General features: G+C 41.4%; 22 protein-coding genes and 1 pseudogene. 11 read left to right on the forward strand and 12 right to left on the reverse strand.

Annotated features, from left to right (window positions below):
• Nucleotides 1–11: 11 nt before the first annotated feature.
• The 5 genes from HWQ39_RS18165 to HWQ39_RS18185 form a co-directional block, all read right to left on the reverse strand.
• A complete protein-coding gene (locus HWQ39_RS18165) occupies nucleotides 12–1,685 on the reverse strand; it encodes a methyltransferase domain-containing protein (protein WP_292847912.1) in 1,674 nt (557 codons plus the stop codon).
• A gap of 71 nt (nucleotides 1,686–1,756) precedes the next feature.
• Nucleotides 1,757–3,595: a class I SAM-dependent methyltransferase gene (locus tag HWQ39_RS18170; RefSeq protein ID WP_292847915.1), complete on the reverse strand. Its 1,839-nt coding sequence runs from the start codon at nucleotides 3,593–3,595 to the stop codon at nucleotides 1,757–1,759.
• Nucleotides 3,588–4,901, reverse strand: a complete 1,314-nt coding sequence (locus HWQ39_RS18175; RefSeq protein WP_292847918.1) for an ABC transporter ATP-binding protein — start codon at nucleotides 4,899–4,901, stop codon at nucleotides 3,588–3,590. Before HWQ39_RS18175 ends, HWQ39_RS18170 begins: the two co-directional genes overlap by 8 nt.
• Nucleotides 4,902–5,079: 178 nt before the next feature.
• Nucleotides 5,080–5,928, reverse strand: a complete 849-nt coding sequence (locus HWQ39_RS18180) for an ABC transporter permease (RefSeq protein WP_292848170.1) — start codon at nucleotides 5,926–5,928, stop codon at nucleotides 5,080–5,082.
• 373 nt (nucleotides 5,929–6,301) lie between these two features.
• Nucleotides 6,302–7,057 (reverse strand): Uma2 family endonuclease, encoded by a 756-nt coding sequence (locus HWQ39_RS18185; protein ID WP_292847921.1) that lies wholly within the window; start codon nucleotides 7,055–7,057, stop codon nucleotides 6,302–6,304.
• A 253-nt stretch (nucleotides 7,058–7,310) separates the two neighbouring features.
• Here HWQ39_RS18185 and HWQ39_RS18190 point away from each other — a divergent pair, with 253 nt between their 5' ends.
• The 4 genes from HWQ39_RS18190 to HWQ39_RS18205 all read left to right on the forward strand — a co-directional run bounded on the left by HWQ39_RS18190 (nucleotide 7,311) and on the right by HWQ39_RS18205 (nucleotide 10,227).
• Nucleotides 7,311–7,502 (forward strand): DUF2862 domain-containing protein, encoded by a 192-nt coding sequence (locus HWQ39_RS18190; protein ID WP_292847924.1) that lies wholly within the window; start codon nucleotides 7,311–7,313, stop codon nucleotides 7,500–7,502.
• Between the two features lie 119 nt (nucleotides 7,503–7,621).
• Nucleotides 7,622–8,722 carry an ArsA family ATPase gene (locus tag HWQ39_RS18195; RefSeq protein WP_292847927.1) on the forward strand — a complete coding sequence of 367 codons (1,101 nt, stop codon included), beginning with the start codon at nucleotides 7,622–7,624 and terminating at the stop codon, nucleotides 8,720–8,722.
• A 92-nt stretch (nucleotides 8,723–8,814) separates the two neighbouring features.
• Complete coding sequence (gene chlG / locus HWQ39_RS18200; protein ID WP_292847930.1) at nucleotides 8,815–9,861, forward strand: chlorophyll synthase ChlG; 1,047 nt, start codon at nucleotides 8,815–8,817, stop codon at nucleotides 9,859–9,861.
• Between the two features lie 78 nt (nucleotides 9,862–9,939).
• Nucleotides 9,940–10,227 carry a hypothetical protein gene (locus HWQ39_RS18205; RefSeq protein ID WP_292847934.1) on the forward strand — a complete coding sequence of 96 codons (288 nt, stop codon included), beginning with the start codon at nucleotides 9,940–9,942 and terminating at the stop codon, nucleotides 10,225–10,227.
• 60 nt (nucleotides 10,228–10,287) lie between these two features.
• On the opposite strand, the gene HWQ39_RS18210 is transcribed toward HWQ39_RS18205, so the two are convergent.
• The 4 genes from HWQ39_RS18210 to HWQ39_RS18225 form a co-directional block, all read right to left on the reverse strand.
• Entirely contained in the window at nucleotides 10,288–11,244 is a 957-nt protein-coding gene (locus tag HWQ39_RS18210) for an alcohol dehydrogenase catalytic domain-containing protein (protein WP_292847937.1), read from the reverse strand.
• A 30-nt stretch (nucleotides 11,245–11,274) separates the two neighbouring features.
• On the reverse strand, nucleotides 11,275–11,847 hold the full coding sequence (locus HWQ39_RS18215) for a hypothetical protein (RefSeq protein ID WP_292847940.1): 573 nt from the start codon (nucleotides 11,845–11,847) through the stop codon (nucleotides 11,275–11,277).
• Between the two features lie 219 nt (nucleotides 11,848–12,066).
• Nucleotides 12,067–12,873 carry an inositol monophosphatase family protein gene (locus HWQ39_RS18220; protein ID WP_292847943.1) on the reverse strand — a complete coding sequence of 269 codons (807 nt, stop codon included), beginning with the start codon at nucleotides 12,871–12,873 and terminating at the stop codon, nucleotides 12,067–12,069.
• Between the two features lie 42 nt (nucleotides 12,874–12,915).
• Nucleotides 12,916–14,349: a BCD family MFS transporter gene (locus tag HWQ39_RS18225; RefSeq protein WP_292847946.1), complete on the reverse strand. Its 1,434-nt coding sequence runs from the start codon at nucleotides 14,347–14,349 to the stop codon at nucleotides 12,916–12,918.
• A gap of 235 nt (nucleotides 14,350–14,584) precedes the next feature.
• Between HWQ39_RS18225 and HWQ39_RS18230 the strand changes: the two are divergent.
• The 5 genes and pseudogenes from HWQ39_RS18230 (at nucleotide 14,585) to HWQ39_RS18250 (ending at nucleotide 18,198) form a co-directional block, all read left to right on the forward strand.
• A pseudogene (locus HWQ39_RS18230) lies at nucleotides 14,585–15,394 on the forward strand (Rpn family recombination-promoting nuclease/putative transposase).
• An 18-nt stretch (nucleotides 15,395–15,412) separates the two neighbouring features.
• The gene (locus HWQ39_RS18235) at nucleotides 15,413–15,619 is read left to right on the forward strand and encodes a hypothetical protein (protein WP_292847949.1); all 207 of its coding nucleotides are present in this window, start codon (nucleotides 15,413–15,415) and stop codon (nucleotides 15,617–15,619) included.
• Nucleotides 15,620–16,089: 470 nt separating this feature from the next.
• Nucleotides 16,090–16,467: an ATP-grasp domain-containing protein gene (locus tag HWQ39_RS18240; RefSeq protein WP_366932283.1), complete on the forward strand. Its 378-nt coding sequence runs from the start codon at nucleotides 16,090–16,092 to the stop codon at nucleotides 16,465–16,467.
• 287 nt (nucleotides 16,468–16,754) lie between these two features.
• Nucleotides 16,755–16,979 (forward strand): hypothetical protein, encoded by a 225-nt coding sequence (locus tag HWQ39_RS18245; RefSeq protein WP_292715583.1) that lies wholly within the window; start codon nucleotides 16,755–16,757, stop codon nucleotides 16,977–16,979.
• 271 nt (nucleotides 16,980–17,250) lie between these two features.
• Nucleotides 17,251–18,198 carry an aldo/keto reductase gene (locus HWQ39_RS18250; protein WP_292847952.1) on the forward strand — a complete coding sequence of 316 codons (948 nt, stop codon included), beginning with the start codon at nucleotides 17,251–17,253 and terminating at the stop codon, nucleotides 18,196–18,198.
• Nucleotides 18,199–18,208: 10 nt separating this feature from the next.
• On the opposite strand, the gene HWQ39_RS18255 is transcribed toward HWQ39_RS18250, so the two are convergent.
• The 3 genes from HWQ39_RS18255 to rimO all read right to left on the reverse strand — a co-directional run bounded on the left by HWQ39_RS18255 (nucleotide 18,209) and on the right by rimO (nucleotide 22,105).
• The gene (locus tag HWQ39_RS18255) at nucleotides 18,209–18,787 is read right to left on the reverse strand and encodes a Uma2 family endonuclease (RefSeq protein WP_292847955.1); all 579 of its coding nucleotides are present in this window, start codon (nucleotides 18,785–18,787) and stop codon (nucleotides 18,209–18,211) included.
• A 197-nt stretch (nucleotides 18,788–18,984) separates the two neighbouring features.
• Nucleotides 18,985–20,526, reverse strand: coding sequence for a DEAD/DEAH box helicase (locus HWQ39_RS18260; RefSeq protein WP_292847958.1), 1,542 nt, complete (start codon nucleotides 20,524–20,526; stop codon nucleotides 18,985–18,987).
• Between the two features lie 259 nt (nucleotides 20,527–20,785).
• A complete protein-coding gene (gene rimO, locus HWQ39_RS18265) occupies nucleotides 20,786–22,105 on the reverse strand; it encodes a 30S ribosomal protein S12 methylthiotransferase RimO (RefSeq protein ID WP_292847961.1) in 1,320 nt (439 codons plus the stop codon).
• 756 nt (nucleotides 22,106–22,861) lie between these two features.
• Between rimO and btpA the strand changes: the two genes are divergently transcribed.
• Together btpA and HWQ39_RS18275 are read left to right on the forward strand one after the other, a co-directional pair.
• The gene (gene btpA / locus HWQ39_RS18270) at nucleotides 22,862–23,710 is read left to right on the forward strand and encodes a photosystem I biogenesis protein BtpA (RefSeq protein WP_292848176.1); all 849 of its coding nucleotides are present in this window, start codon (nucleotides 22,862–22,864) and stop codon (nucleotides 23,708–23,710) included.
• A gap of 120 nt (nucleotides 23,711–23,830) precedes the next feature.
• Nucleotides 23,831–24,814, forward strand: coding sequence for a vitamin K epoxide reductase family protein (locus tag HWQ39_RS18275; RefSeq protein WP_292847964.1), 984 nt, complete (start codon nucleotides 23,831–23,833; stop codon nucleotides 24,812–24,814).
• The last annotated feature ends 242 nt before the right edge of the window (nucleotides 24,815–25,056 follow it).

Below are 25,056 nucleotides of genomic sequence, written 5' to 3' on the forward strand. Positions count from 1 at the left end.
ATTTTTTTAGTCTATAATTTGTATCCTACAACTGCATAATCTTGTGCCCCGTAAAAGTAATCATTAAATCGTTCAGCTACCTCAGAACCACTGACTTTATAACTTTCTGGATAAGGGTGAAGATTGATGATTTTTACTTGGTGTAGACCTTGCGTTTCAAGAATAAATTTAATCATGGAGCTTGGCAAAGGATTGCGATGCGTTGGATCGAAATAAAAATTACAACTACCAACTAATACATTTTGAGGATTAGGTGTTTCAAAAATGGCTAATCCACCAGGCTTAAGTACCCTGACTACTTCACTGAAAAATTTCATTAACTTTGTAAAAGTTAGATGCTCAATAATATGAAAACCAGTTACCATTCCTAAACTACTATCTGGTAAAGATTGTACATAAACCATTACATCCGCTTCTATCACCTCAAATCCCCTGGAGCGGGATTGTTCTACCATTACTTTGTTGATATCCAGACCTCTGGCTGTATATCCAGATTCCTGTAGCAACTCCAGCCATTCACCACGTCCACAACCTACATCTAAAATTGGTGATTCATGTGTGCCTATTTTTACTTGCTCAATCAATGGCAAATAAACTTTTAATCTGTCTAATATTTCTTCGCGACTACCTCGAAACTGCTCTTCAAATGCAACATAAAAGGCATCTAAAAAGTGCATATCTTCATTTACAAAGGTTTCTAATTCTTTTTGGCTAAAAGGTTCTGGTAAACATTTTCTTGCATCTTCTAAAAACACTGTTATTAAACGCTTTTGCTGCATTAAGTCATTTTTGAGGTAACTATCGTTTCTGATGTAATGCTCATTAGTTTCTTGAATACGAACATTTGCTGTAACTATACAATTATCTGTTGTAATTAATTGATTGCCCATTCTTTCAATACGAGCATCTACAACATTTTTATGCTCATCTATTTCTTGTACTAGACGATTCAGAGTATCTAAACGTTCTTGAATGCCAGTTAGCCAGTTGGTAATTAAAGTATGAATAGCATTTAAGCTGTCATCTATTCCTTGGATACTGTTATCCAGAGTAACTAAGCGCTCATCCACCCCTTGAAAGCGATTCTCTACAGCAATGAAGCGCCTATCTAATTGTTGGATGCTGTTATCCAGAGTAACTAAGCGCTCATCCAACTCTGGAAGGCGATTATCCATAGCAATCAGGCGCTCATCCAATGCTGGAAAACGATTATCCATAGCAATCAGGCGCTCATCTAGCCCTTGGATGCTGTTATTCATAGCAACCAGGCGCTCATCTAGCCCTTGGATGTTGTTATCCTCTTGCGTTTTTAAAGTCGCAATGTGTTCTACTAGCTGGTGATTAAGTGCTACAGACTCTTTTAGAGAATTAATTATACTAAAATTGATTTCTCGTTGATCTTTAAAGATAAAGTTCATGATTTTTAAAATAAGTTTTTGTAACTTAGCACTTAAATTGAAAGGAAAAAGATTAAGTTTATCTGGCCACTTTGTACGGTTAATTGAACGAGATTCTGCATTTTCAATAAAAGTTTCAATATAACTAATACTTAACTTCAATTTTGATGTGTCTAGATTAGATTGTGAATTTACTAACTGAGAATGAGGTTGATTTTTGCTAATATGCTCAACATCTTTACGTATTAATTCATCAATATTAGTTTCAGGATAATTGGATTCAATCATTTACTTATTACTTAACCTCAATTATTTCTTGATATGATTTTTATTTCTAGATTAGATATGGTATTTAATGCTTATATAACCCTGATTCCAATGTCCTCCATTAAATAAGTTGGCGATACATCAAACCAGCGTACACCTTCCTGTACCAATGTAACTCTCAGGATATAGTTACCTTTTTTTTCTAACGATCTAAGTTTAATTTTATACATTTCTTTGGGTACTTTATTGGATAAATGTTTCAACACTATATCCTCAGAGCTATTTAAATGGGGAAATATCTTTGTCCGTTGTCCCTCAAAAACAATATAATCGGTAGCTTGTTCATTCATCCAATGATACGAAATATGAACTGGATGAGAACCATAACTATTAAGAGTAAATTCGCTAGAGTTTTCAATTTCTAATTGAATTTCAAATTCACTATCTGTATTTACTAGTTTTGGATGCTCTTTCACAAATATCTTGATTGTTCCAGCAGAGATGGGTGGGATAGGGAACATTTGTAAGCTACTCTTCAGATGTTCCCGATTTATGGGTCGATGAGAAGCAACTACAAATAGACTAGTCGCTGCACCTATTTCTCTTGTAGAAAACTTTTTTACTAAACTTCCACCTGGATTCTGGGTATCACCAAACCATAAACATACATGGTTAAAATGTTTGCTTAATTGCTTTTTCAAAATCCTTGGCGATTGTTCATTAATATGCATTAATAGCTCATATCTTGAGCGGGGCTGTGGTGGTAGGTAGGCACCAACAGAAGCAGCAATTTTCCTTTTACGTGGATATTCATATTTGTAATACCAAAGATTTGGAAAAGTATGTACAACAAATAATCCATCTTGTTTAAGACTGTGCGCGACTTGCTGATAAAGCGCATCTAGTTCTTCAAAAGCTAAGTGTTCAATCACGTCAGAAGCTAGTGCTAGATCATACTTATCTGGCAGTTGTACGTTGCAGACATGATCGCAAATGAATTCTACTTTGGCTGCTAACTCAGCTTCTCCATTAAAACAATTTTTTGCTAGTTCAATGGCATTTGGTGAATAGTCAATAGATGTAACCGCAAAACCTTGACGAGCAAAATAATAACTAAGTTCACCTCGTCCAGAACCAATATCAAGTACTCGTCCTAATGCTTTCAAACTAGCGATCGCTGCTACAGATTGCAATCTTGGATCTTCTAACTTCTTCCCTTGATTTTGTTTATAAGTATCAAATCCGCTACAGTCTTGAGTATAGTAGTGACTGGTATAACTTTGACGAATGTCTAGACTAGAATTAGTATTGTGGTGCTGTTCTTCAAGCTCAATTAAATAATTGTTAGAAACTTTTATTAATAATTCTCCGGCATAACCTGGTATTACACCATACCAATCGAGCAAATCAGCATATCTAAATAAGAAATCACTAACTGCCATAAAGTTCTGCTGCGTCCACAACAAGTATCCATCTACCAACACGTAGTGGGATTGCTTAATAGCAAGTTCCAAATCATGAAAGGAACCGTCTCCATTTTGTTGCCCATTAACATGAATGAGATCGTAGACATTACCAGGTAAGCGTTCCATTACCTGTGTATCAGCAATAATAAATTCAGTATTAAATTGCTTAGTAATTTCTTTTGCCCAATTAATTGCCCCTTTGACACCACCAAAATTATTTGTGTCTAAATCAATACCAATATATTTGGTATTAGGGTATCCGTGTAGGAAAGCTGCGGCAGAATAACCGAAACGTACTCCTATTTCTAGGATATTAATAGGTTTTAATTCATGAGCGATCGCAGATTTGAGTTTGTAATAATCAACCCACTCATTAAAAAGATGTAACAAGGGATCTTCTGGATTAGTAGTTTTTCTAAAGTCATATTCTGTCTGTTTTGCCTGTTTAATGATAGAATCAAACATAAGTATATTTATGAATAGAAATAGAAGGAGAAAGATTTACTATACCTGCCCACAGTATCGAGTCTTTGTTTTTTAAAACTTTTAATGAGGCAACATTATGAGCATAAACTAATGTTCTCTGGAATGAACTTTCCCCAATTGCACTATCAGCCACACCAAGTGTAATTGTATATTCGCCCTCCATCAAAGGCACCTTAAACTTAAAGCAAATCTCCAGTAAAGTACCACTTTCTACTCGACCTACTTTTTTCCTCATACATAGAGTGTTGGTTTCAAAAATTACTTCACCCGTTCTTTCTCGTATTTTAAAACCAATATGAGGATCTTCAAAATACTGTAAAAATAAAACTCCTATAGAAATCTTTAATAACTGCTCACTAATTACAACTTTTATTTCTTGATCTGTTTCATCTAAAAACCTAACAAATTTTATACTTACTTCTGGTGCATTAATCACCACTTCTTGTGCTGAGTCTAAGGTTATATCTAAAAATTCTTTATTTTCCTCTGAAGTAATATAATTAGAATCTGGAAACATTTGAATTTCTACTGCTTCTGATCGTATATCTTTTTTTTGTAACAGCTTGGCTTCATATAAATCAATTACTTGCCTTGGTTTAGCATCCAACACTAAATTTCCTGCTTCCATCAATAAAGCTCTGTCACAGATTTTATGTATAACAGACGAGTCATGGGAAACAAATAAAAGTGTTGTTCCCATACGTGTTAGATTTCTAATTCGCTCAAAACATTTCTGCTGAAAGTAAATATCTCCAACTGCTAGTGCTTCATCTACAATTAGAATGTCAGGATTAACACTTACTGCAACTGCAAATGCTAATCTCACGAACATACCACTTGAATAAGTTTTAACAGGCTGATCGATAAAATCTCCGATATCAGCAAATTCCACTATCTCATTGTATTTGGCTTCGATTTCTTCACGACTTAACCCTAAAATTTGTCCATTGAAAAATACATTTTGTCTTCCAGTAAATTCAGGATTAAATCCGCTGCCTAGTTCTAGTAAAGCTGAAACTCTGCCGTGAAGCCATACATCTCCTGTAGTTGCTGTCAAGGTTCTAGCAATGATTTGTAGTAATGTACTTTTCCCAGAACCATTTTGACCAATAATTCCTAATTTCTCTCCTTTAGTAATTTCTAAGTTAATATCCCGCAATGCCCAAAATTCTTGAGCGTGGCTCTTACTAGGTAGTAAAGTTTCTTTGAGCCTATCTACCGGACGAGCATAACGCTTGTAGCATTTTGAGATATTCTTCAGTGAAATTACAATCTCCTCACCCATAACACTGCATACTTAAACTAATAATGAATTTTACACGGTACAATTTTATCAATTAAAAATTAATTATTTTCTTCCATTATAATTTTTGCTTGTTGTTGAATTATATCGCTATCTACAATATATACAGTTTACGTTAGCATTTGCTTGTTTTAAAAGCGGCTAACTAATGAAGCCTTGACTACAACACGTCGGCAAAAGCTGGACGCAAATGCTTGTATACTGTAAAACCACAACAAAATATGATTGTTGCTATGACACAAGCAACTCCCCATTCACCCCAGTGCTTTACTTCTCCAACTAAAACTATGTCACGATAAACCTCTGCGATCGCTGCCATTGGATTTAACCAGAATACCAAACTCCGCCATTCCTCTGGAACTGCTGATATTGGATAGACAAGCGGTGTTGCATAAAACCAAATATTTAAAATTACTCCTAAAGTTTGCGGGATATCTCGCAAAAATACAGTTAGTCCGGCTGTTAAATAACCCAATCCTGCTGTTAGCAATAACTGTGTTAACCAGATCAAGGGTAATAGCGCCAAGCTAGTATGTAAAGTATGAGCATTGATCGCCACGAAAAAAATCAATGCCATTAAACCAAAGGAACTCTCAATGAATGTTGACAAAATTGGCACTAGGGGTAATAAAGTTAAAGGAAATACTACCTTCTTGACTAAATTTGGTTGTCCTAGTACCGAATTAGCGGACTGCGTGAGACCACCCGTAAAAGCAATCCAAGGAAGTAAGCCTGCAAATAGCCACAAACCAAAGGTAAAATCATTTTCTGGTAAACCCTTGAGAGTAGTCAGCTTCACCTTCAACACAGTGGAAAATACATAAGTATAAATCAGTAACTGGGATAGCTGATTTAGCAAAGGCCACAAGTTACCTAAAATAGAACCCTTGTAACGTGCCTCTAAATCCCGGCGTACTAGAGTTCTTAGTAAGTCGAACTTTACCCATAACTGTTCATCTATGGGCAAGATGCGCCTCCATCTCCCTATATTACGTACAATTCCCCGCATTGTCGGCAACAATTTTTGCTTCCTCGCTTACTACTCACTATCCGCTCACCTAATTGCTCTCACTGAAGCTTATTATATTTATGAAAGTTCTCAGGGACTTTCAAATAGAAAAAATTCCAACTACTTCTTGTGAGGTGCGTATCTTACCCGCATTTGGTGTAAACGTGGGTAGGCAGGATGCCCACCTTATAAGATTGGATAATTTATTTGTTGGAAATCTCTTCAGTGCTTTTAGAATCTATCATCACTAGAAAATTGTATCCAAATTATCTTGGCGATTATACAATAAATAGGATCTTGTCAAGTGTATTTTTACTACAAATATAACGTCTGTTTGTCAGGCTCCTTCTTTGTTAAAGATGTGAGTTTTTGCTTAACTCAACTTATCTGGATCAATTCCTTGCGATCGCAAATATTCTGCTAATCGATCAGCCCGTTGATGTTCCTGTTCAGCCCGTTGGCGTTCCTGTTCTGCTTGTTCTCTTTGAGTCGGCACCCAACCCGCAGAATTATACCAACGCAACCACAAACCTGTTGTCTGCTGGTAAGAACCTTGCCAAAGACCTAATCCTAGCTCTAACTCTGCCAAAAAGAAGCGGTTCTCTGATAAAGATATTGCCTCGTAGCGAGTACCACTGAGTTTAAAGGCACGCAAATGGTTTTCATAGCGGTCATAGATAACGTAGTAGGGAACCCGTAAAATCTGTTCATATACTTCCCACTTCGTTGGGGGTCGGTTTACTTCCCGCAGTGTTTTTCCTAAGTCTTCTTGTTCTGTACCAGGTGAAAGCAATTCAACTACTAAAAATGGATCAATTCCTTCTTGCCAAATGACGTAACTTAAGCGTAGGTCTTGCTGTTGGCTAGCACTAGGTAATCCTAAAACCATGTACCAATCAGGACGCTTGTACCACAAAGGATGACGGGGATCGTAGTAAAGATTTAAGTCGCTAGCAAGCAAAATTTCCTCAGATGGATAAGTCAGAGGTTGACAAGTCTCACTTAGCAAATCCGCCTGAATCCGGTGAAATTCATCTGGCAAACCTGATTCCCCCACTAATTCACTGGGTAAATCATACATCGTAGGCATTGTTTCTCGTGGCGGACGGGGTGGATCTGTTTGATACATGACTACTACCTGTGTTGCTGAACTCAAGCTATCTGAAACAACTCTCTCCGATTTTTGACGACAATCAGCTTTGCGTCTAGACGAATTTTCCGCTAGCGATCGCTATCGTTGTTGTTATAACCATCACTGAACCTCAGAAGTCATTAGTCATTTACTATTCTCCCTCATCTTCCTCATCTCCCACTGAATTTGTGAGAGCAGAGTCACGGATTCCGCTACACTGAGACTTGGTTTATCTGAATTGTAATCAGGCATGAAAATCGGACAAAAGGTTAAAGTCTATCGTTTGCGCGATCGCGTTTCTCCCCCAGTTGTAAAAAAACTCGGACAAGTGGGTATTATCCAAGGCTACAAAGTCACCGATGGTGGTGGGATCGGTGTAGTGGTGCTGTTTGACGATAATTATTCCACTTGGTTTTTTGAAGATGAAATCAAAGCTGTGTAATAGTAAAAAACTCAGATTCAAGTTTTTTTTGGTATCTGAAATTTCAAGACAGGTTGAGAGTCTTTGTTGAGTGTTAAGTTGGAGTTGAAAAGATCGGCGGTGAAAATAGGAATCAACTAATGGCTCTAATATTGACATTTTTGGGCAAAGGCGGCACCGCTCGTACCAAAATTGCGATCGCCGCCGCCAAATTATTGGCAAGTCAAGGCAAGCGCGTACTCCTAGCAGGACAAGCAGAACCAACCTTGCAAATCCTGCTGGGCACTCCCATTGCTGCCGATCCTCAGGAAATCGCTCCCAATTTACAAGTAGTCCAGTTTCAAGCATCTGTACTATTAGAACGCAACTGGGACGAAGTGAAGAAACTTGAGGCGCAATATCTCCGCACACCCATCTTCAAAGACGTTTTTGGTCAAGAACTGGTAGTATTGCCGGGGATGGATAACGCCTTGGCACTGAATTCTATCCGCGAATATGATGCCAGTGGGAAATATGATGCGATCGTCTACGATGGCACGGGCGATTCTTTAACGCTGCGAATGTTGGGTTTGCCAGAGTCTCTGAGTTGGTATGTCCGGCGATTTCGGCAATTATTTGTCAACTCCGATTTGGGGAAGACAATTACTGAATCACCTTTGATTCAACCGCTGATTAGCAGTTTTTTCAATATTAACTGGACAGCAGATAACTTTGCCGCTCCCACTAACCAAGTCAATAATTTCTTAGAAAAGGGGAGAGCCGCTCTAGCTGATCCCAAGCGTCTCGTTGCTTTCTTAGTAACTACAGAAGATCCGATTGAGGTCGCAAATGCTCGTTATTTATGGGGTAGCGCTCAACAAATCGGTTTAACTGTTGGTGGTGTTCTGCTTGTGTCTAGGGAGACAACTGGGAACCTGTCAGAGGAATTTATACCCCTACCTGTAAGCGTCATTCCCGACTCACCTACAGGTGATTGGCAACCACTGATAGACGCTCTACCAAACTTTGAAGCCCAAGCTTTACAGGCTCCCAAACCGATTGAAATAGACGTTCACAATCGTCAAGTACGCTTATTCTTGCCAGGATTTGACAAAAAGCAGGTCAAACTTACCCAATATGGGCCAGAAGTCACGGTAGAAGCAGGAGATCAGCGGCGCAATATTCCCTTACCCCCGGCTCTGAGTGGCAGACTCGTTGCTGGAGCAAAGTTTCAGAATAATTATTTGATAATTTCGTTTTAATTTAGTTAGGAGTTAGGAGTGACGAGTTAGGAATAAAACAATAATTCATAACTTTTAACTCCTAACTCCTCACTCTAAAAAAAATACGCTTTATGTCAGAATCAACTCCCATTACCCCAGACCCTAACCCGTCTGAAGCACTAGACTCAGTGGCAATTAATCCCAGTGAGCAAGCAACAGCAACGAGCGATCGCAGTGCGAAAACTAGGCAGCTGTTGGGGATGAAAGGTGCATCTGCTGGGGAAACTTCAATCTGGAAAATTCGTTTACAGCTAATGAAGCCGATTACCTGGATTCCCCTAATTTGGGGCGTAGTCTGTGGTGCGGCTTCTTCTGGTAACTATACTTGGACGCTGGAAAATGTCTTGAAGGTAGCAGCCTGTATGTTACTGGCTGGGCCGTTGATGACAGGTTACACCCAAATCCTCAATGATTATTACGATCGCGAAATCGATGCCATCAATGAACCCTATCGCCCCATCCCCTCTGGGGCAATTCCCCTACCCCAGGTAATTATTCAGATTTGGGTATTACTGATTGCTGGTCTTGGTTTAGCATTTGTGCTTGATGTGTGGTCTGGTCATGAATTCCCGACAATTACAGCGATCGCGATTATCGGTTCTTTCATCGCTTACATTTATTCTGCACCTCCCCTGAAACTCAAGCAAAACGGCTGGCTAGGTAGCTATGCCTTGGGTGCAAGCTATATCACCCTACCTTGGTCTACAGGACACGCTTTGTTTGGTGAACTGAATTCTACAATTATAATTTTGACAATGTTCTACAGCTTGGCTGGATTGGGTATTGCCATTGTTAATGATTTTAAGAGTGTAGAAGGCGATCGCCAGTTAGGATTAAATTCACTACCTGTAATGTTTGGCATCACCACTGCGGCATGGATTTGTGTAGTAACGATTGATGTCTTTCAAGGATTGATCGCAGCTTATCTCGTCAGCATCCATGAAAATTTGTATGCAACAATACTAATACTCTTAATCATTCCGCAAATCACCTTACAGGATATGTATTTCCTGCGCGACCCCGTGAAGAATGATGTTAAGTACCAAGCCAGTGCCCAACCGTTTCTTGTTCTAGGAATGCTCGTCACTGGTTTAGCGCTGGGTCATTCTGGCATTTAATATACTTATCAGTAGAGTTATGAATTAGGAGTTAGGAGTTAATATACTTTTAACTCCTAATTTGTATCAGAAAATGCCGTGTTAGAACTTATATCTTTCCTCATTCACGCGATTCAACCTTTACTAATCCCAATATGCTTTATCACTGCTTGGACTGTAACTATTCTCGTTATGTTGAGTCTCTGGACGGCGGCGCGAGATAGCGTGGCTACAGCCAAACTTATGCATCAAATCCCCTGTACTGGTTGCCAATTCTTTACTGACAATTACCGCCTTAAATGTACTGTACGCCCATCTATTGCCAACACAGAAGAAGCGATTAATTGTTTGGACTATCAACCGAAGACGAACCCCTATCTGTATTAACGAGCGGGGATTGGGGGCTAGGGATTGGGAGAGAGTTTCCGCAATATTCAATAACTATAACTATTCACTAATATCCAGCAATATCTTTAAAACACCGCGACTCTGAGCGTGTTCAAAAGCCGCAAGCCCTTCAATGAGGGGGTAGGTGGCATGAATCAGGGGTTGCACGTCAACTTGTCCTGTGGCTAGTAGCTGGAGGGCTGGGGGGAAGGGGCCACAACGGGAGCCGATGAGGGTAATTTCATCCACTACTAATGAAGAAACATCTAGGCTGAGGTTGCCAGCATAAGTACTTTTAAGTACTAGTGTACCACGGGGACGTAGGGCGCGGCGGGCGATCGCAAATCCTTCTGGGTTGCCAGTACATTCTACTGAGATATCGAAATATCCATCTGTAACAGCGTCGGCTAGACTCGTTTTTATCGCCCGCGCTTCTAAGTTAGCGAGTTTTTCTCGATGACGCCCCACAGCTAAAAGTTCACAGCCAGTTAAAGCTAGTGTTTGGGCTACTAACTGCCCTAGTTTGCCATCTCCAACCACTAGCACGCGATCGTTTGGACGCAATTGCACTTGCTGCTGAATTTCTAAAGCTGCTGCTATCGGTTCTGTAAATGTTGCTACTTCTGTTGGTACATTATCAGGTACGGGATGCAGATTCTCTATCGGCAAACAGAGATATTCACCAAAAGCACCGTTGCGGTTGACAATGCCCAGAACTGTACGATTTTCGCAGTGAGTTGGTTGTCCGCTACGACAAAACCGACAATGCCCACACACAGCATTGATTTCTCCAACTACGCGTTGATTAACTAAGTGTTCTGGCCCTTGTTCGACAACGCCGACAAATTCATGCCCCAAAATACCAGTGTAGGGATAGTAGCCTCTGAGTAGTTCCAGGTCAGTATTACAAATACCTGCACGCAAGACGCGTACCAAGGCTTCTCCCGGTGGCGGTTCAGGAATGGAAATATCCGTGCGTAGCTGCAACTGGTTATTTTCAAGCCAAAGTCCTTTCATTTTTCTTCACGTCCTTTGCTTTATATTTTGTCATGTCTCTGTAGTAGGTATTTCTTTAATTTTGGTTACATCAACTTTGCTTAACCAAGTAACCAAGTCTTCTGAGTCAAGTGCAATTTCGCTTCCTAAGGTTTTGATATAAAGAAGTCCGTCACTAATAATTAAATCTCGGATTGGATACCACGAATCTCGTGTTCTAATCAGCAGTTCTAACGGAATCCCTGGTCTGGAAGTATACTTACGATATTTCCACCAAGCTCGCCATAGAATGACACATTTAGTACAGTTCATCTGATAGCCTTTGGGAACTTCGCAGTATTGATACTGATAGAAACCCCGACTATCTACTTCTCCTTTGAGGATATAACTATATTCTGCTAATGCCTGATTTATCAATTCCCACTGGGTTGATTTTGGAGAAATCGAGAATTCAGATAAGGTATTAGATAGTTGAACAGTGGCAATTACGCCTTCAGATTTCGCTGTCAGTTGGTTGGTTTTATAAACTGTTTGCGCTGTCAAAGCAGGATTTGACAACAAAACGTCTTTTTTCTGAATAGAGTTTTGCACAAACTCTCGAATTAAAGCTAGATTAGACAACATAAAAATTTTTTATACTAAATTAACCAGTGTAATGAAAGACACAACACTACTTAAATTAATAACTACACTGGTTTTGCACTTAAATCAGGATTATTACCAGCTTTATTTATACTAGATTCTTTGTTTGACTAGGGTTTTGTTAAGTTTAATATCGAGATGGCACAGTCCACTAGTCTGGTTGACAAAATTACTACTATTTACAGGTCTGTAAGCAGCAAATTAAATTTTTACGCCTTCGATAAAAGGTTGAAATACTGGAACTAATTCGGGACGACTAACAACAAGGGTGGGAAAAGAGCGATCGCTATAATCTTCTCCCGGTGACAATGGAAACGGTTCTGACTTGAGTGATGACCATACCCCACCAGCAGCTTGGACAATTACCCAAGCCCCGGCTATATCCCAAACTTTTGGTGTCGCCTCAATCCCACCGAGAGTAGCCCCAGTGGCAACTGTCAAAAAGTTATAGCTAGCTACACCCAACATCCGAATTTTGCAAGGAAAGCCGTTTTTGATAGCTGCGGTGCTACGGGAACAGAGGTTAAAAAAGTGATTGTTGCTGGGACTATCTATACTAGTGTGGATGGGATGGTGGTTGAGAAATGCTCCTGTAGGTGTAGCTAAACCAGATGAACCTGCCCAGAAACCATGAAAAGCTTGATTCAGAGTTGGTGCGTAAACATAGCCGAAAATGGGTGTACCTCGATACAGTAAACCTAGAGATATTGTCCAGATGGGAATACCGCGTGTAAAGTTGGTTGTACCGTCTAGAGGGTCAATTACCCAGCACCACTCAGTACCAGGAAATGACTGATCGCTCTCTTCGCTCAAAATGCCGTAATTAGAGAAATTAGAAGCGATCGCATCCCGGATTTCTCGATCTGCCCATTTATCGGCTTGCGTTACCAAACTACCATCAGCTTTTTGGTCAGCCTGTACTTTCCCAAAATCTTGTATTAGCTGCTTACCCACTCTAGTAGTGGTAGTTTGGGCAAAATCCAGAATTGTTGTCCAAAAATCATTCATTGGTTATTAGTCATTTGTCATTTGCCCCATGCCCAATACAGTTTAGTCTAAATCGCTTTCTAAAACAGATGCGATCGCAAGCTTTGTACTTGTTTGAAATTCTGTGATGTTCACCCGATTCAGAAACCAAATCGACAGTACCATTCCCACGGCTTCTAGAACAAATACCAGTCCATAAGCTAGTTCTAGGCTTGGTAGCAGCTTGCGTCCAATATCCAAAACTGTACCTCCGATTACCACCGCGATTCCTCTAGAAAGGGACTGCGCTAACCCCCATGCCCCAATAAACGTACCTGCGGCTTCTGCTGCGGTTAGATCCAACATCAAGCTAATTGCTGCTGTAGTTAAGAAACCTGTGGCTAAACCGAACAAGACCAAACTTAGTTTGAGAACTGCTGCATTAGCTGTGAATCCTGATATACCTAGCAAGATTGCACAGAATGCTACCAACATACAGCCTAAACGTGCAGTTCTGCGCTTACCCAAACGCGGGACAATATAAAAGCCCGTAACGCCGTAGGCAATCAGCAAACCCGTTCCATAAAAAATATTTAATTTGGTACTTTCCGCTAGGGGCATTTTAAACACTTGACCCGCATAAGGTTCCAAAACTGGGTCTTGCATAAACAAACTGATAGTCATCACCAGTAAAAAGGTAAAGAATATACCTGTTTGTGGGCTAGCTGTCAATATTTTCCAAGCATTGCCTAGAGTAATGCTGTCTTCCCGGTTCACCAGTGTGGAACGGGTTGAGTATTGGGAGTATTTTTTTTCTACGCCAAATGTCGCTGCGATCGCTAAACCAAATACAATTGCTGGGACGATAGTAAACAATCTGTTGATTGCTGGCTGCAAGGTTTCTACAGTTGCTTCTGGCGTTAACTGTTTCAGCAAGCTGGCACTAATAATCGCCCCAACAATAATCCCCACCATTAGCATCGACCAAACCACACCGACTACTTTGGAACGGTTATCTTCTTCAGATATATCCACCAACAAAGCAGCAAAGGCAGTACCGCTAGCACAAATTCCTAGACCGTAGACAGCGAAAACTAAAGCCAAAAGTGCTGTCCAACCGATTGTTTGGGTTGTCCATACCCAAGTACCTGAACTATTTCCAGCAAGATTCATCTGCCACATTACTTGTACAGCTAAAAATGCTGCGATCGCAAATATTGCTGCACCCACCCAAACATAAGCTGTGCGGTGGTATCCCCATAACGGCTTGGCATCGGAAATCTGGCCGAACCAGACACGGGAAGGAGCAACAAATAAGGGCAGTGCTAGAACCACTGATACCAGCGTCGCCGGAATTGCTATTTCTTGAATCATGACTCTGTTTAGTACTCCCAGAGTCAAAATAGACATCATGCTCAACCCCATCTGAAATAAACCCAGCCGAAACATGGTCAGCAGGTTTACCCTTGGCACAGATAGGGATTTTCTTTCGGTATCAAATACTTCGCCGCTTGCCATAGCTACTTTTTTGTATGGTTTATAGGATTTAATCTCTCTTATTTAAATAAAGATAAACCCTACCCGCTTAAAATCAGCGAACGAAAAGTTGAAGTTGCGATTTGGCAAGCAATTATACGCCTCAATTAGGGTATGCTTCAGCCAAGCTAGGATTAATCTTTGTGGCTTGGTTGCAATCTGCGATGTCTACGACGGGCTACGCCTACGCATAACGAGAGAATTTTAGGATGAAATAGTGAAACGAGACTCCATTTACTATCAAATTTTTAAGCTCTTTCCTGGGTTACTCTTTGAACTGATTGATGTCCCTCCTCCTCAAGCACAAAACTATCGATTTGAATCACTTGAAGTTAAAGAAACGGCTTTCCGCATTGATGGTGTGTTTTTACCTCCAGAGGGTGCAACATCCAGAGTTATCTTTTTTGCTGAAGTTCAATTCCAAAGAGATGAAGCCCTCTACCATCGGTTCTTTACCGAATCGCTGATGTACTTGAACCGGAATCGTTCTCAGTACGATGACTGGTTTTGTGTGGTAATTTTTTCATCACGCTCTCTGGAACCAAGCGATCAAAAAACTCATCGAATATTTCTCAACAGCGACTAAGTGCAGCGAATCTATTTAGATGAGTTAGGGGCGACTAATCAGCAGCCAATAGGTATCAACTTGATGCAGTTGACTCTAACTTCGGATGAAGTGATGGCAGAGCAAGCAAAGGAATTAATTGAGCGGGTAAAATTAGAGGAAACGGACACACTGCCGCAAAACGAAATACTAGACATCATCACCACAATTGCCGTTTATAAGTTTTCGACCTTAAGTAGAGAGGAAGTTGAAGCTATGTTGGGATTGACTTTGGAGCAAACAAGGGTTTATCAGGAAGCCAAAGCCGAAGGTCGAGAAGAAGGTCGAGAAGAACGGGAAGCTGAAATGTTGAAACTTCCCGTGCCTCTGTTACTACAAACAGGGATGAGTGTGGAGCAGATTGCTCAACACCTAAATGTTGATATAGAAGCTGTCCAGATAGCTGCACAGTCAACCACATAGACTTAGGAAGTTAAAGCTATGCTGGGATTGACTTTGGAGCAAACAATAGTTTATCCAGAAGCGAAAGCCAAAGGTCGAAAAGAAGGTCGAGAAGAACGGAAAACTGAAATGTTGAAATTTACCGTGCCTCTGTTACTAGAAACAGGCATGAGTATGGAGCAGATTGCTCAACATCTCAATGTTGATATAGAAGCTGTCCAGCTTGCCGCCCAGCAAAACACATAGAATGGACATCCCGTGTCTATTGTCATATTTTTGCAAAATGAGGAGAGCTTGATAAGAATCCTTAATTGTCCTTTTATGGTTTCCAGAGCGATCGCCTCAAGGCAGCTAATTTAATTACTTAAGCTAATAGCAAAACTGTAAACATGATGATAAAGACAGAACCAATGTAGTTTTTTGAAGGTTTGGTATTTATAACATTGAGCAGAAAGGGCAGTAAATAAACAATCAAGCAATTTTCAAGCCCTTTTTCTCATTTTTATATAACAATGTAAATACTATTTTAAATTCTGACAAGTAAATTGATTTCTAAGGCTTTTATTCAAGAACAAGGTAATGGAAGGCTCCGACATGAGGAGCAACTTGTCACTGAATAATTCAGATCCAGAGGCTTACCAATTACTTTTTATACTGATAAACGTATCCATCGAATACAACTTGCACTTGATAATGAATCTTTAGTTGTTGGCGATATGCGATGTGTTTTAGGTGCAATAAAACAGCTTGGCATTCCAGAACCAAAGCCTAACGATTATCCCGCTTCACTTAAGAACTTCATGCACCGTTATACATGGACATCTACTCTAGAACAGTTAGAAATGGAATTTTGCAACGGTAGATATGTTTCAACATTTGCCAAACCCGCTACACGCCGTAAACGCTTTACAGGTTGTGTTTTTGAATCGGAATATGATTTGTGCCGAGTATACGGAGTGTCACGTCAAGAGCGGCTGCTGTGTTCAGAAGTTGTCTCTTGGGTAAGTGAGTACCGAGTTTATGTTGTTCACTCAGAAATTAGAAGCTTGCGATTGGAGCATACAAAATTGATAAGAAAAACTACACAGACATGATTTGGGCAAGATGGGAGGAGCTTTTAACGAGCGCACTTTAATATGAAGTTTTAAGATTTTGCAGCCACTCAACTAGAAAGTTAAAAGCGATGAATCAGACAATGATGATACTCTATAAAAAAAAATAAAAATTCTTTAACTTGAAGATACGCAATCAAGCCACATAAAAATATCAAAGTAAAAATGTGGTTTTCACTACGCTATTATATTGAATTAGTAAGATAAACTTGCCGTATGTATGTCATCAAACTACTTACCTTCATCTAGTAACCAAAAAGGCATAAGCAATGACTAAAGAACCAGTCAAAGTAATATTATGGGAAGAAAATCAAAAAGATTTTCTAAAAAAGTTCTACGATCTTCAATTTACTCCCAGAGTAGGAGAGGAAGTTTACCTAAAAAAGGAGAGATGGAAAGTAACCAGAGTTGAGCATGATGTAGAAATTAGTGAGATTAATGTCTACATGGAATTAATCAAAAAAGCCAAGCAGGATAAATCATCTAATTCATAAATACAAGTAAATACACTCAACTATAGCAATCCTATTTGATTTGTGAGAATTGCGACCCACAGATCCCCGACTTCTCGAAAAAGTCGGGGATCTTGTTTATGCGCGTTTGATTCAGGTTTTAAATCTTTATGAAAGGCGCGATGTCTACGACGGGTGTAGTTGCGGCACCACAAGATTTGCAGCCAAGTGAGTGGTGATGATCGCACCCAATCTTGGCTATAACGATACACTATAAAAGTAAAGAAATGTAAATAAATTAAATTTTGTAACCGTGGAAAACATCACATTGGGGCAAAATGGCCCAGTTGTTAACCCCTTGTGCATCGGCACTTGGGCTTGGGGTGATAAACTATTTTGGAATTATGGCGATCGCTATGGCCCAGAACAGTTACAAGAAGCCTTTACAGCAGCCTTAGAAGCTGGTATTACCTTCTTTGATACTGCCGAAGTCTACGGAATGGGACTATCAGAGAGATTTTTGGGACAATTTCTGCAACAGACACAACAACCTGTACAAATCGCCACAAAATTTGGCCCCCTACCGTGGCGATTTACAGCCCAATCCGTCTCGGATGCTTTAACAGCCAGCCTCAAACGCTTGCAATTAGAGCGAATTGCCTTGTATCAAGTACATTGGCCTTTTGCCTTCTTTTTAAGTCAAGAAACTTTGATGAATGCTCTAGCGGATGAAGTGAAGCGGGGGAGAATTGCCGCAGTTGGTGTAAGTAATTACTCAGCAGAGCAAATGCGAGACGCGCATCAAATATTGGCGAACCGTGGAGTGCCTTTGGCTGTAAATCAAGTACGCTATTCTTTACTCAGTCGCCAAGTTGAAAGTAAAGGTATTATCGCAACTGCCCGTGAGTTGGGTGTGACTATCTTGGCTTATAGTCCTTTAGCTCAGGGATTACTCACAGGCAAGTACAGTATTGATGGCACTGAAACCCCCACTGGTGCGAGGAAAATAGACCCGCGATTTAAGAAAGAAGGACTGCAAAAAATTGCCCCAGTCATATCTTTACTACGCAATTTTGGAGAAAAATACGATTGCACTCCTGCCCAAGTTGCTCTCAACTGGTTAATTGCTCAGGGGAATGTTATTCCCATTGCTGGGGTGAAGACAGCCGAACAGGTACGGCAAAATGCTGGCGCTTTGGGCTGGAAATTGAGCGACGATGAAATTGGAGAGTTAGAACTAGTTAGTCGTCCTTGGCTGTAGTAGTTTTGAACTACTCAAACACAGGAGGCCAAATTTCTGACACTACTAGCTCCCAACCTGGTAGTAAGTCTGGTAGTGTCAGTTTGTCGTTGTCCTGCAAAACTATTGGTTCTTGGTTGAGTCGATAAACTGTGAGCGTCAATTTGTCAGGATCAATCAGGATACCAACTGTACATCCAAGTTGTAGGAATAGCTGAATCTTTTCTACTAGTGGTTTGATCCGGTCTGACTTAGATTTTATCTCTACCGTCAAGTCAGGCACCAGTTCCACAAAGTCGCGCTTGCTTGTTTTAAGCCTATCAGCACGAACAAAAGATACATCAGGAGCGCGGAGATTTCGTTTTTCGTGATCAGCTTCTTTCCCGTTTTCAGTTTCTAATGTCGGCAAAATAAAACCAGCGCTAGAACCAGTGACCCGTCCTAGCCTCTGTGGGCGCACCCAATTAGCCAATTGCCGCGCAAACTCTATGCCTATTTCCTCTGACTCATAATCTGATGGCCCCATAACAACTATATTTCCATCTACCAGCTCCATCTGCCATTCTGGATGCTCTGCTTGTAGTTGCTCTAAGTCTGGAATAGTGAACATAAGACCACGAAGAATGCATCTTTAAATTTATCTTCCTACAAACTGGTAGAAAAAGTTACCCAAAAAGCCAAAAAGTCAAGAGCCAAAGTCAAAATCTTGACTCTTAACTCTCAACTCTCCAATTTTAGGTTTGGATTTTGGATTGAAGAAAAAACCTCAAATCTAAAATCCAAAATTGATTAACTTCTAACTGTTGACTAAGAAGCTGATTCTCTAGCTGTCGGTGAACCTATCTTTTTACTAGGGGATGCAGAAGATTCACGACCACTTCCACTTGTCCGCAGTTTTGGCTTGGGAGAAGAATGTCTTTCTTCATCTCCATTGTTGTTATCTGATTTCCATGCAGCACGGGGACGATCGCTAGAAGAAGATTCACGACGCTTACCAAGTCTTGGTTTGGGAGCAGAAGATTCTTCTTGGGGAATTTCCACATCTGAACTCAACCAAGCAGGACGAGTTTGATCGTAAGCAATTTGCAGTGCAGCTGCGGCGATCGCTTGAGCATCGTATTCTTCAATCAATTCGCTGACAATGGGCAAGAATGAAGCCAAACGCTCACCTGTCAAAGCTTCCCGCACTAGTTCTTGCAATTTCAGAATGTGTTTTGCTTCAATCTGGGCGCGTGTGGGAATCGTCAGCACTTGCCAACTTTGGCGGTTATGACGTTCAAATGTTTGCTGCTTGCGCCGTTCAAATGGCTGAACCAAAGAAATTGCTGTTCCTTCTTTACCAGCACGACCAGTACGACCAATACGGTGGACGTAGGTTTCTACGCTATCGGGTAAGTCGAAGTTGATTACATGGGAGAGTTGATCGACATCTAACCCTCGTGCTGCAATATCAGTTGCTACCACCCAGCGAACTTGACGGTTACGGAATCTGATTAATAACCGTTCCCGCGCTTGTTGCGACAAGTCACCGTGATATTCATCAACACTGTGACCAGCACCTTGTAACTGACTGGTGAGTTCGGCGGCTGTACGTCTGGTGCGGACGAAGATTAAAGCTGTTTCTGGATCTTCCATTTCCAGAATTGGCTGTAAAGCTTTGGCTTTTGTCCAGTGGCGGGGGATCAAGTAAGCTACTTGATTAATCTTGTTGGGAGCGGCTTTTGGCTGCTCGACGGTGACAGTTGCAGGCGATCGCAAGAACTTGTTCACCAACATCCGAATCGATGGTGGCATTGTTGCCGAGAATAAAGCTGTTTGGCGTTCTACGGGCGCTTGCGAGAGGATTTTGATTACATCATCGATAAAGCCCATGCTCAACATTTCATCGGCTTCATCCAACACAAACCACTTCACTTGATCGAGCTTTAAACAGCCGCGATCGAGCAAATCGATTACCCGTCCGGGAGTGCCCACAACCATGTGAACGCCACGTCTGAGTTGTAACATTTGGCGGTCAATTGATTGACCTCCATAGATTGCTAACACCCGCAATCCTTCATTACCGATAAATTGGGCGATCGCATCGTGAACTTGCATCGCTAATTCACGAGTTGGTGTTAAAACTATAGCTTGTACGGCTCTTTGATTGATATCTAGCCGCTCTAAAATTGGCAGTGAAAATGCTGCCGTTTTGCCTGTTCCAGTTTGAGATTGACCGACTACATCACGACCGGCTAGCAATTGGGGAATTGCTTGCACTTGAATGTTAGTTGGTTCGGTAAAACCGATTTTTTCTAGTTCTTCGACACGCTCTTGGGAAATTCCTAATTCTTGAAATGAAAGAGTCATTAATTCGTCCTAAATTTTATGTAAGGATTTTGGATTAGTCATTTAGTCATTAGTTATTTAGTCATTAGTCATTAGTCATTAGTTATTGGCTACTAGTGAGCCAAGGGCGATAGCGCAGCCTCAAGCTATGCCAACGAATCCGCGAACTTCAGGTAAACCCTCACGAAAACTGCCATTAATGCAGCGTTGACCTCAGAATAAGGGTGAATCTGGAAGGGTCATTTAACAAATGGACTTTGGACAAAAGACAAATAACAATTTAGTTATTGACTACCTGACCATAGAGGTCGTATGTATCAGCGTGGTGAATCGCTATTGGCACGATGGTTCCTAATTTTGCCTGGCCTTTGACATATACCAGACCATCAACCTCTGGGGAAAATCTACCTGAACGACCTATTAATTCACCACTTTCAGGATTTTCTTGCTCAATCAGGACATCAACGATTTTGCCTACTTCCTGTTGATTTTTCTTTTGGGAAATCGGTTGCTGGATTTCCATAAGTTGGTATCGGCGCTCGTCCATCACCAATTGGGGCAACTGATTTGGCAACTTGTAAGCTGGGGTTCCTTCCTCAGAGGAAAAGGTGAAGACACCAACATGATCGAATTCATGCCTTTGAACAAACTCTAATAAATGCTCAAAATGCTCGTTTGTTTCTCCTGGGAAACCAACAATAAATGTAGTCCGCAATACGGCTGTTGGTAGCGCCGTTTTGATGCGATCTATAATCCCATCATTTACGCGTCCTTGCCAAGGACGATTCATGGAGCGGAGAACATCTGGATGAGAATGCTGCAAGGGCAAATCCAGATAAGGCAAGACGTTGGGTGTTTCTTGAATCGCCGCGATCACATTTGGGGTCAGTCCCGTGGGATAAGCGTAATGCATTCTGATCCACGGTATATCTACTTTCCCCAAAGCGCGAAGTAATTCGGCTAATTTTGGCTGACCGTAAATATCTAGACCGTAGTTAGTGGTGATTTGGGAAATTAGAATAATTTCCTTTACCCCTTGACTAACTAACTGCTCCGCTTCGGCGACTATAGATTCTATAGTACGCGATCGCTGGTTCCCTCGAAGATGAGGAATTATACAAAATGCACAACGATAATCACAACCTTCGGCAACTCGGAGGTAAGCAACGCCCTCGGTTGTAGTGCGATAGCGCGGTGTAGTTTCGTCGGCAATGTAGGTTGGCTCTATACTAACCTGTTTGACCCGCTCGCCTTGTTCTACACGCTCAATTACATTAACAATTTTGTGATAATCGCCTGTACCCACCACCGCTACTGCTTCAGGTAACTCCTCCAAAAGTTGCTCTTGGAAGTGTTGCGCCATACAGCCAGTGATTACGATCTTTTTATTTGCCTCTGCCAGTTCTACTAAAGTTCTGACAGATTCTTGCCGGGCCGCTTCAATAAAACTACAAGTATTAACAATAACGTAATCTGCTAACTCTTCATTTGTATCTACACCGTAGCCTGCTTCTACGAGCAGTCCTAGCATGTGTTCTGTATCAATTCGATTTTTCTCACAGCCCAGATGAGAAATGGCAATCGTTGGCTTGTCACCCATATTTGGAAAATATCTTCATTTTTTTTCTTGTAGTCAACATTCCGGCGCTAATTTTAATTTTTTCCGACCGCTATCCCTCTAATAACAGCACGTTGGCAGATTCTCACTGTCAGTAACAGTCCGTACAATTATGACCCTATCAATAATAAAAATAGAGGTCATGTTATGATATTTTTATCAATCTGTTCCCCAGGGTAAATTGAAGTGTCTTTGGGTACATTTGACACTTGTAATGTTTTTTAACGATTCGCTTATTGGTATTTTACATTACCGGAGCGTGCGCGTTGTTAACCTACCCATCGGGAAGCCGCCCAAAGGGCTTGTTGTGAGAAGTCGCTACCCTCAGGGAAATCGACGAAAGCGACTACGCCTATAAAGCAGTAATGCTACCCTGGCGATTGGCAAGTCCGACGACAAGGCGCGGACAAGACGCCCAAACCACGGAAAGCTGCCTTGCGTCTAGTGAGTGGCAAACTCCTCTTGTAGCCAAGTTTTATCTTAACATATCTTATGGGAGGTTTCACGCCAATTTCCATCTCAGGAAAGAAGCAGTAAGCCGACTATCATAAAACACATTTGACTATTTAATGGAAAGTCAAGAGTCAAGGGTCAAAAGGAGCCAGTCACGTGCGGGGTTTTCCCCGTTGAAGAGCCACCGCTGTAAAAAGGTTCCCGACCTTAAGAGGAGTGGCGTTGAACTGGCGTTCAATAGTCAAAAAATTCTGGACTCTGGACTCCGCGAGGCGGATTAAAGACGTGGACTTATATCAGATATTTAAAACTCGCTCACCAATTATTGGCGTGGTTCACCTGCTACCACTGCCTACCTCACCCCGTTGGGGAGGTAGTTTAAAAGCGGTGATTGATCGTGCCGAACAAGAAGCCGCAGCCCTAGCAAGTGGAGGGGTTGACGGTCTGATTGTCGAGAATTTTTTCGACGCGCCGTTTACCAAAAATCAAGTCGATCCAGTGGTTGTGAGTACCATGACCATTGTGGTGCAGCGGATACAGAATTTGGTGACTTTGCCGATAGGTTTAAACGTTTTGCGGAACGACGCCAAAAGTGCAATGGCGATCGCTAGCTCTGTGCAAGCGCAATTTATCCGCGTTAACGTCCTCACTGGGGTGATGGCAACCGACCAAGGATTAATTGAGGGAGAAGCCCATCAACTACTCCGCTATCGACGGGAGTTGGGCTGTGATGTTAAAATCCTGGCCGATGTGTTGGTAAAACACGCCCGTCCTTTGAGTTCTCCAAATCTCACAGTCGCCGTGAAAGACACCATTGAAAGGGGTTTAGCAGACGGAGTGATATTATCTGGTTGGGCTACTGGTAGTCCTCCTAACTTAGAAGATTTGGAACTAGCTTGTGGTGCAGCAAATGGCACGCCAGTGTTCATCGGGAGTGGGGCTAATTGGGAAAATATTGATACATTGATGCAAGCAGCAGATGGTGTTATAGTTTCTAGTTCCCTGAAACGTCATGGACGTATTGAGCAACCAATTGACCCAATTCGCGTCAGTCAATTCGTGGAAGCTGCTCGTCGCAATTGGAACTCTAAAAGTGAAAGCAAATCAGCAGAACAAGTGAAGTTACATTCTTAAAGGGGGAATGGGGACTAGGAGGACATAAAGGACAAGTCACTCCTTTGATTTCTTCCCAATTCCCAATTCCCAGTCCCCAATTCCCAATCCCCAGTCCCCAATCCCCAGTCCCCAATATTTATGATTCGCCGTCGTTCTACTCCTTGGATTCATAAATGGTCACGTCCATTGATTGCCGCGATCGCTGGATGTGGTGCCTTGATCACAGGTTATCTGACTATAGAAAAGTTAACAGGAGGCAGTGCTGCTTGTGTGGCGCAGGCTGGTGTAAAGGGCTGTAATGATGTGCTTTCTAGTCCTTGGGCAACGGTTTTTGGTCAGCCATTAGCTTTGTTTGGGTTTTTGGCATACATCAGTATGGTGATATTTGCTTTGGCTCCCTTGGTATTGAACTCAGGGGAAAATAATAACCGCAAACAATTGGAAAATTGGACGTGGTTCTTGCTGCTGGCGGGTGCGATCGCTATGTCTGTTTTTAGCGGCTACTTAATGTACGTGCTGGCATCTCAAATCAAAGCTATTTGTCCTTACTGTATTGGTTCAGCTTTGTTCTCTCTGAGTCTTTTGGTACTGACGATTATCGGTCGGACTTGGGAAGATATTGGACAAATTTTCTTTACCATCATTATTGTCGGGATGGTAACGCTGATTGGTACTTTAGGCGTATATGCTGGTGTAAATAAATCAGAAGTTACGCCTGAAACTCCTGGACAACCCGTTAAAATTATCTTTAATTCCAAAGGAGACCCTAACCCGGCATTCGGTTGGGAAGTTACAACTACTTCTGGTGAGGCAGAAATAGCCTTAGCACGCCATTTGTCAAAGGTAGGCGCGAAGGAATACAGTGCTTATTGGTGTCCTCACTGCCACGAACAAAAGCTGCTTTTTGGTAAAGAAGCCGAGGAAATAATCAATAGTGATGTTAAGGTAGAGTGCGCGCCCGATGGACTCAAGGCTCAAACAGAACTGTGTAAAGCCGCGAAAATTGAAGGCTTCCCTACTTGGATCATCAATAATAAAAGTTATAGCGGAGTCCAAAACTTAGAGGAACTAGCAAAAGTTTCTGGTTACACAGGGCCTCGTAACTTCAAGTATTTCAAGTAATTGCGTTGAAGAAGCCTCAGTCGCAGTTTTCAATTTGGGAGCCTGCACCGACCTACTGGTATGCAGTAATTCACGCACCATAGTCAACTGGATAAATACAGAAAAGTCTGTTTCCGGTTCGCTTTTTTGTTTTTAGTGATCGATAATAAGTCTTGGTAATACATCAGAAATACTAAGATGTCTTAAAGAACCTTGCTGAGTTAAAAAAACTCTTAGAAACTCTATTTAGCTCCCCTTGAGCT

The organism is Nostoc sp. NMS8, from assembly GCF_017115045.1.
GTDB lineage: Bacteria > Cyanobacteriota > Cyanobacteriia > Cyanobacteriales > Nostocaceae > Nostoc.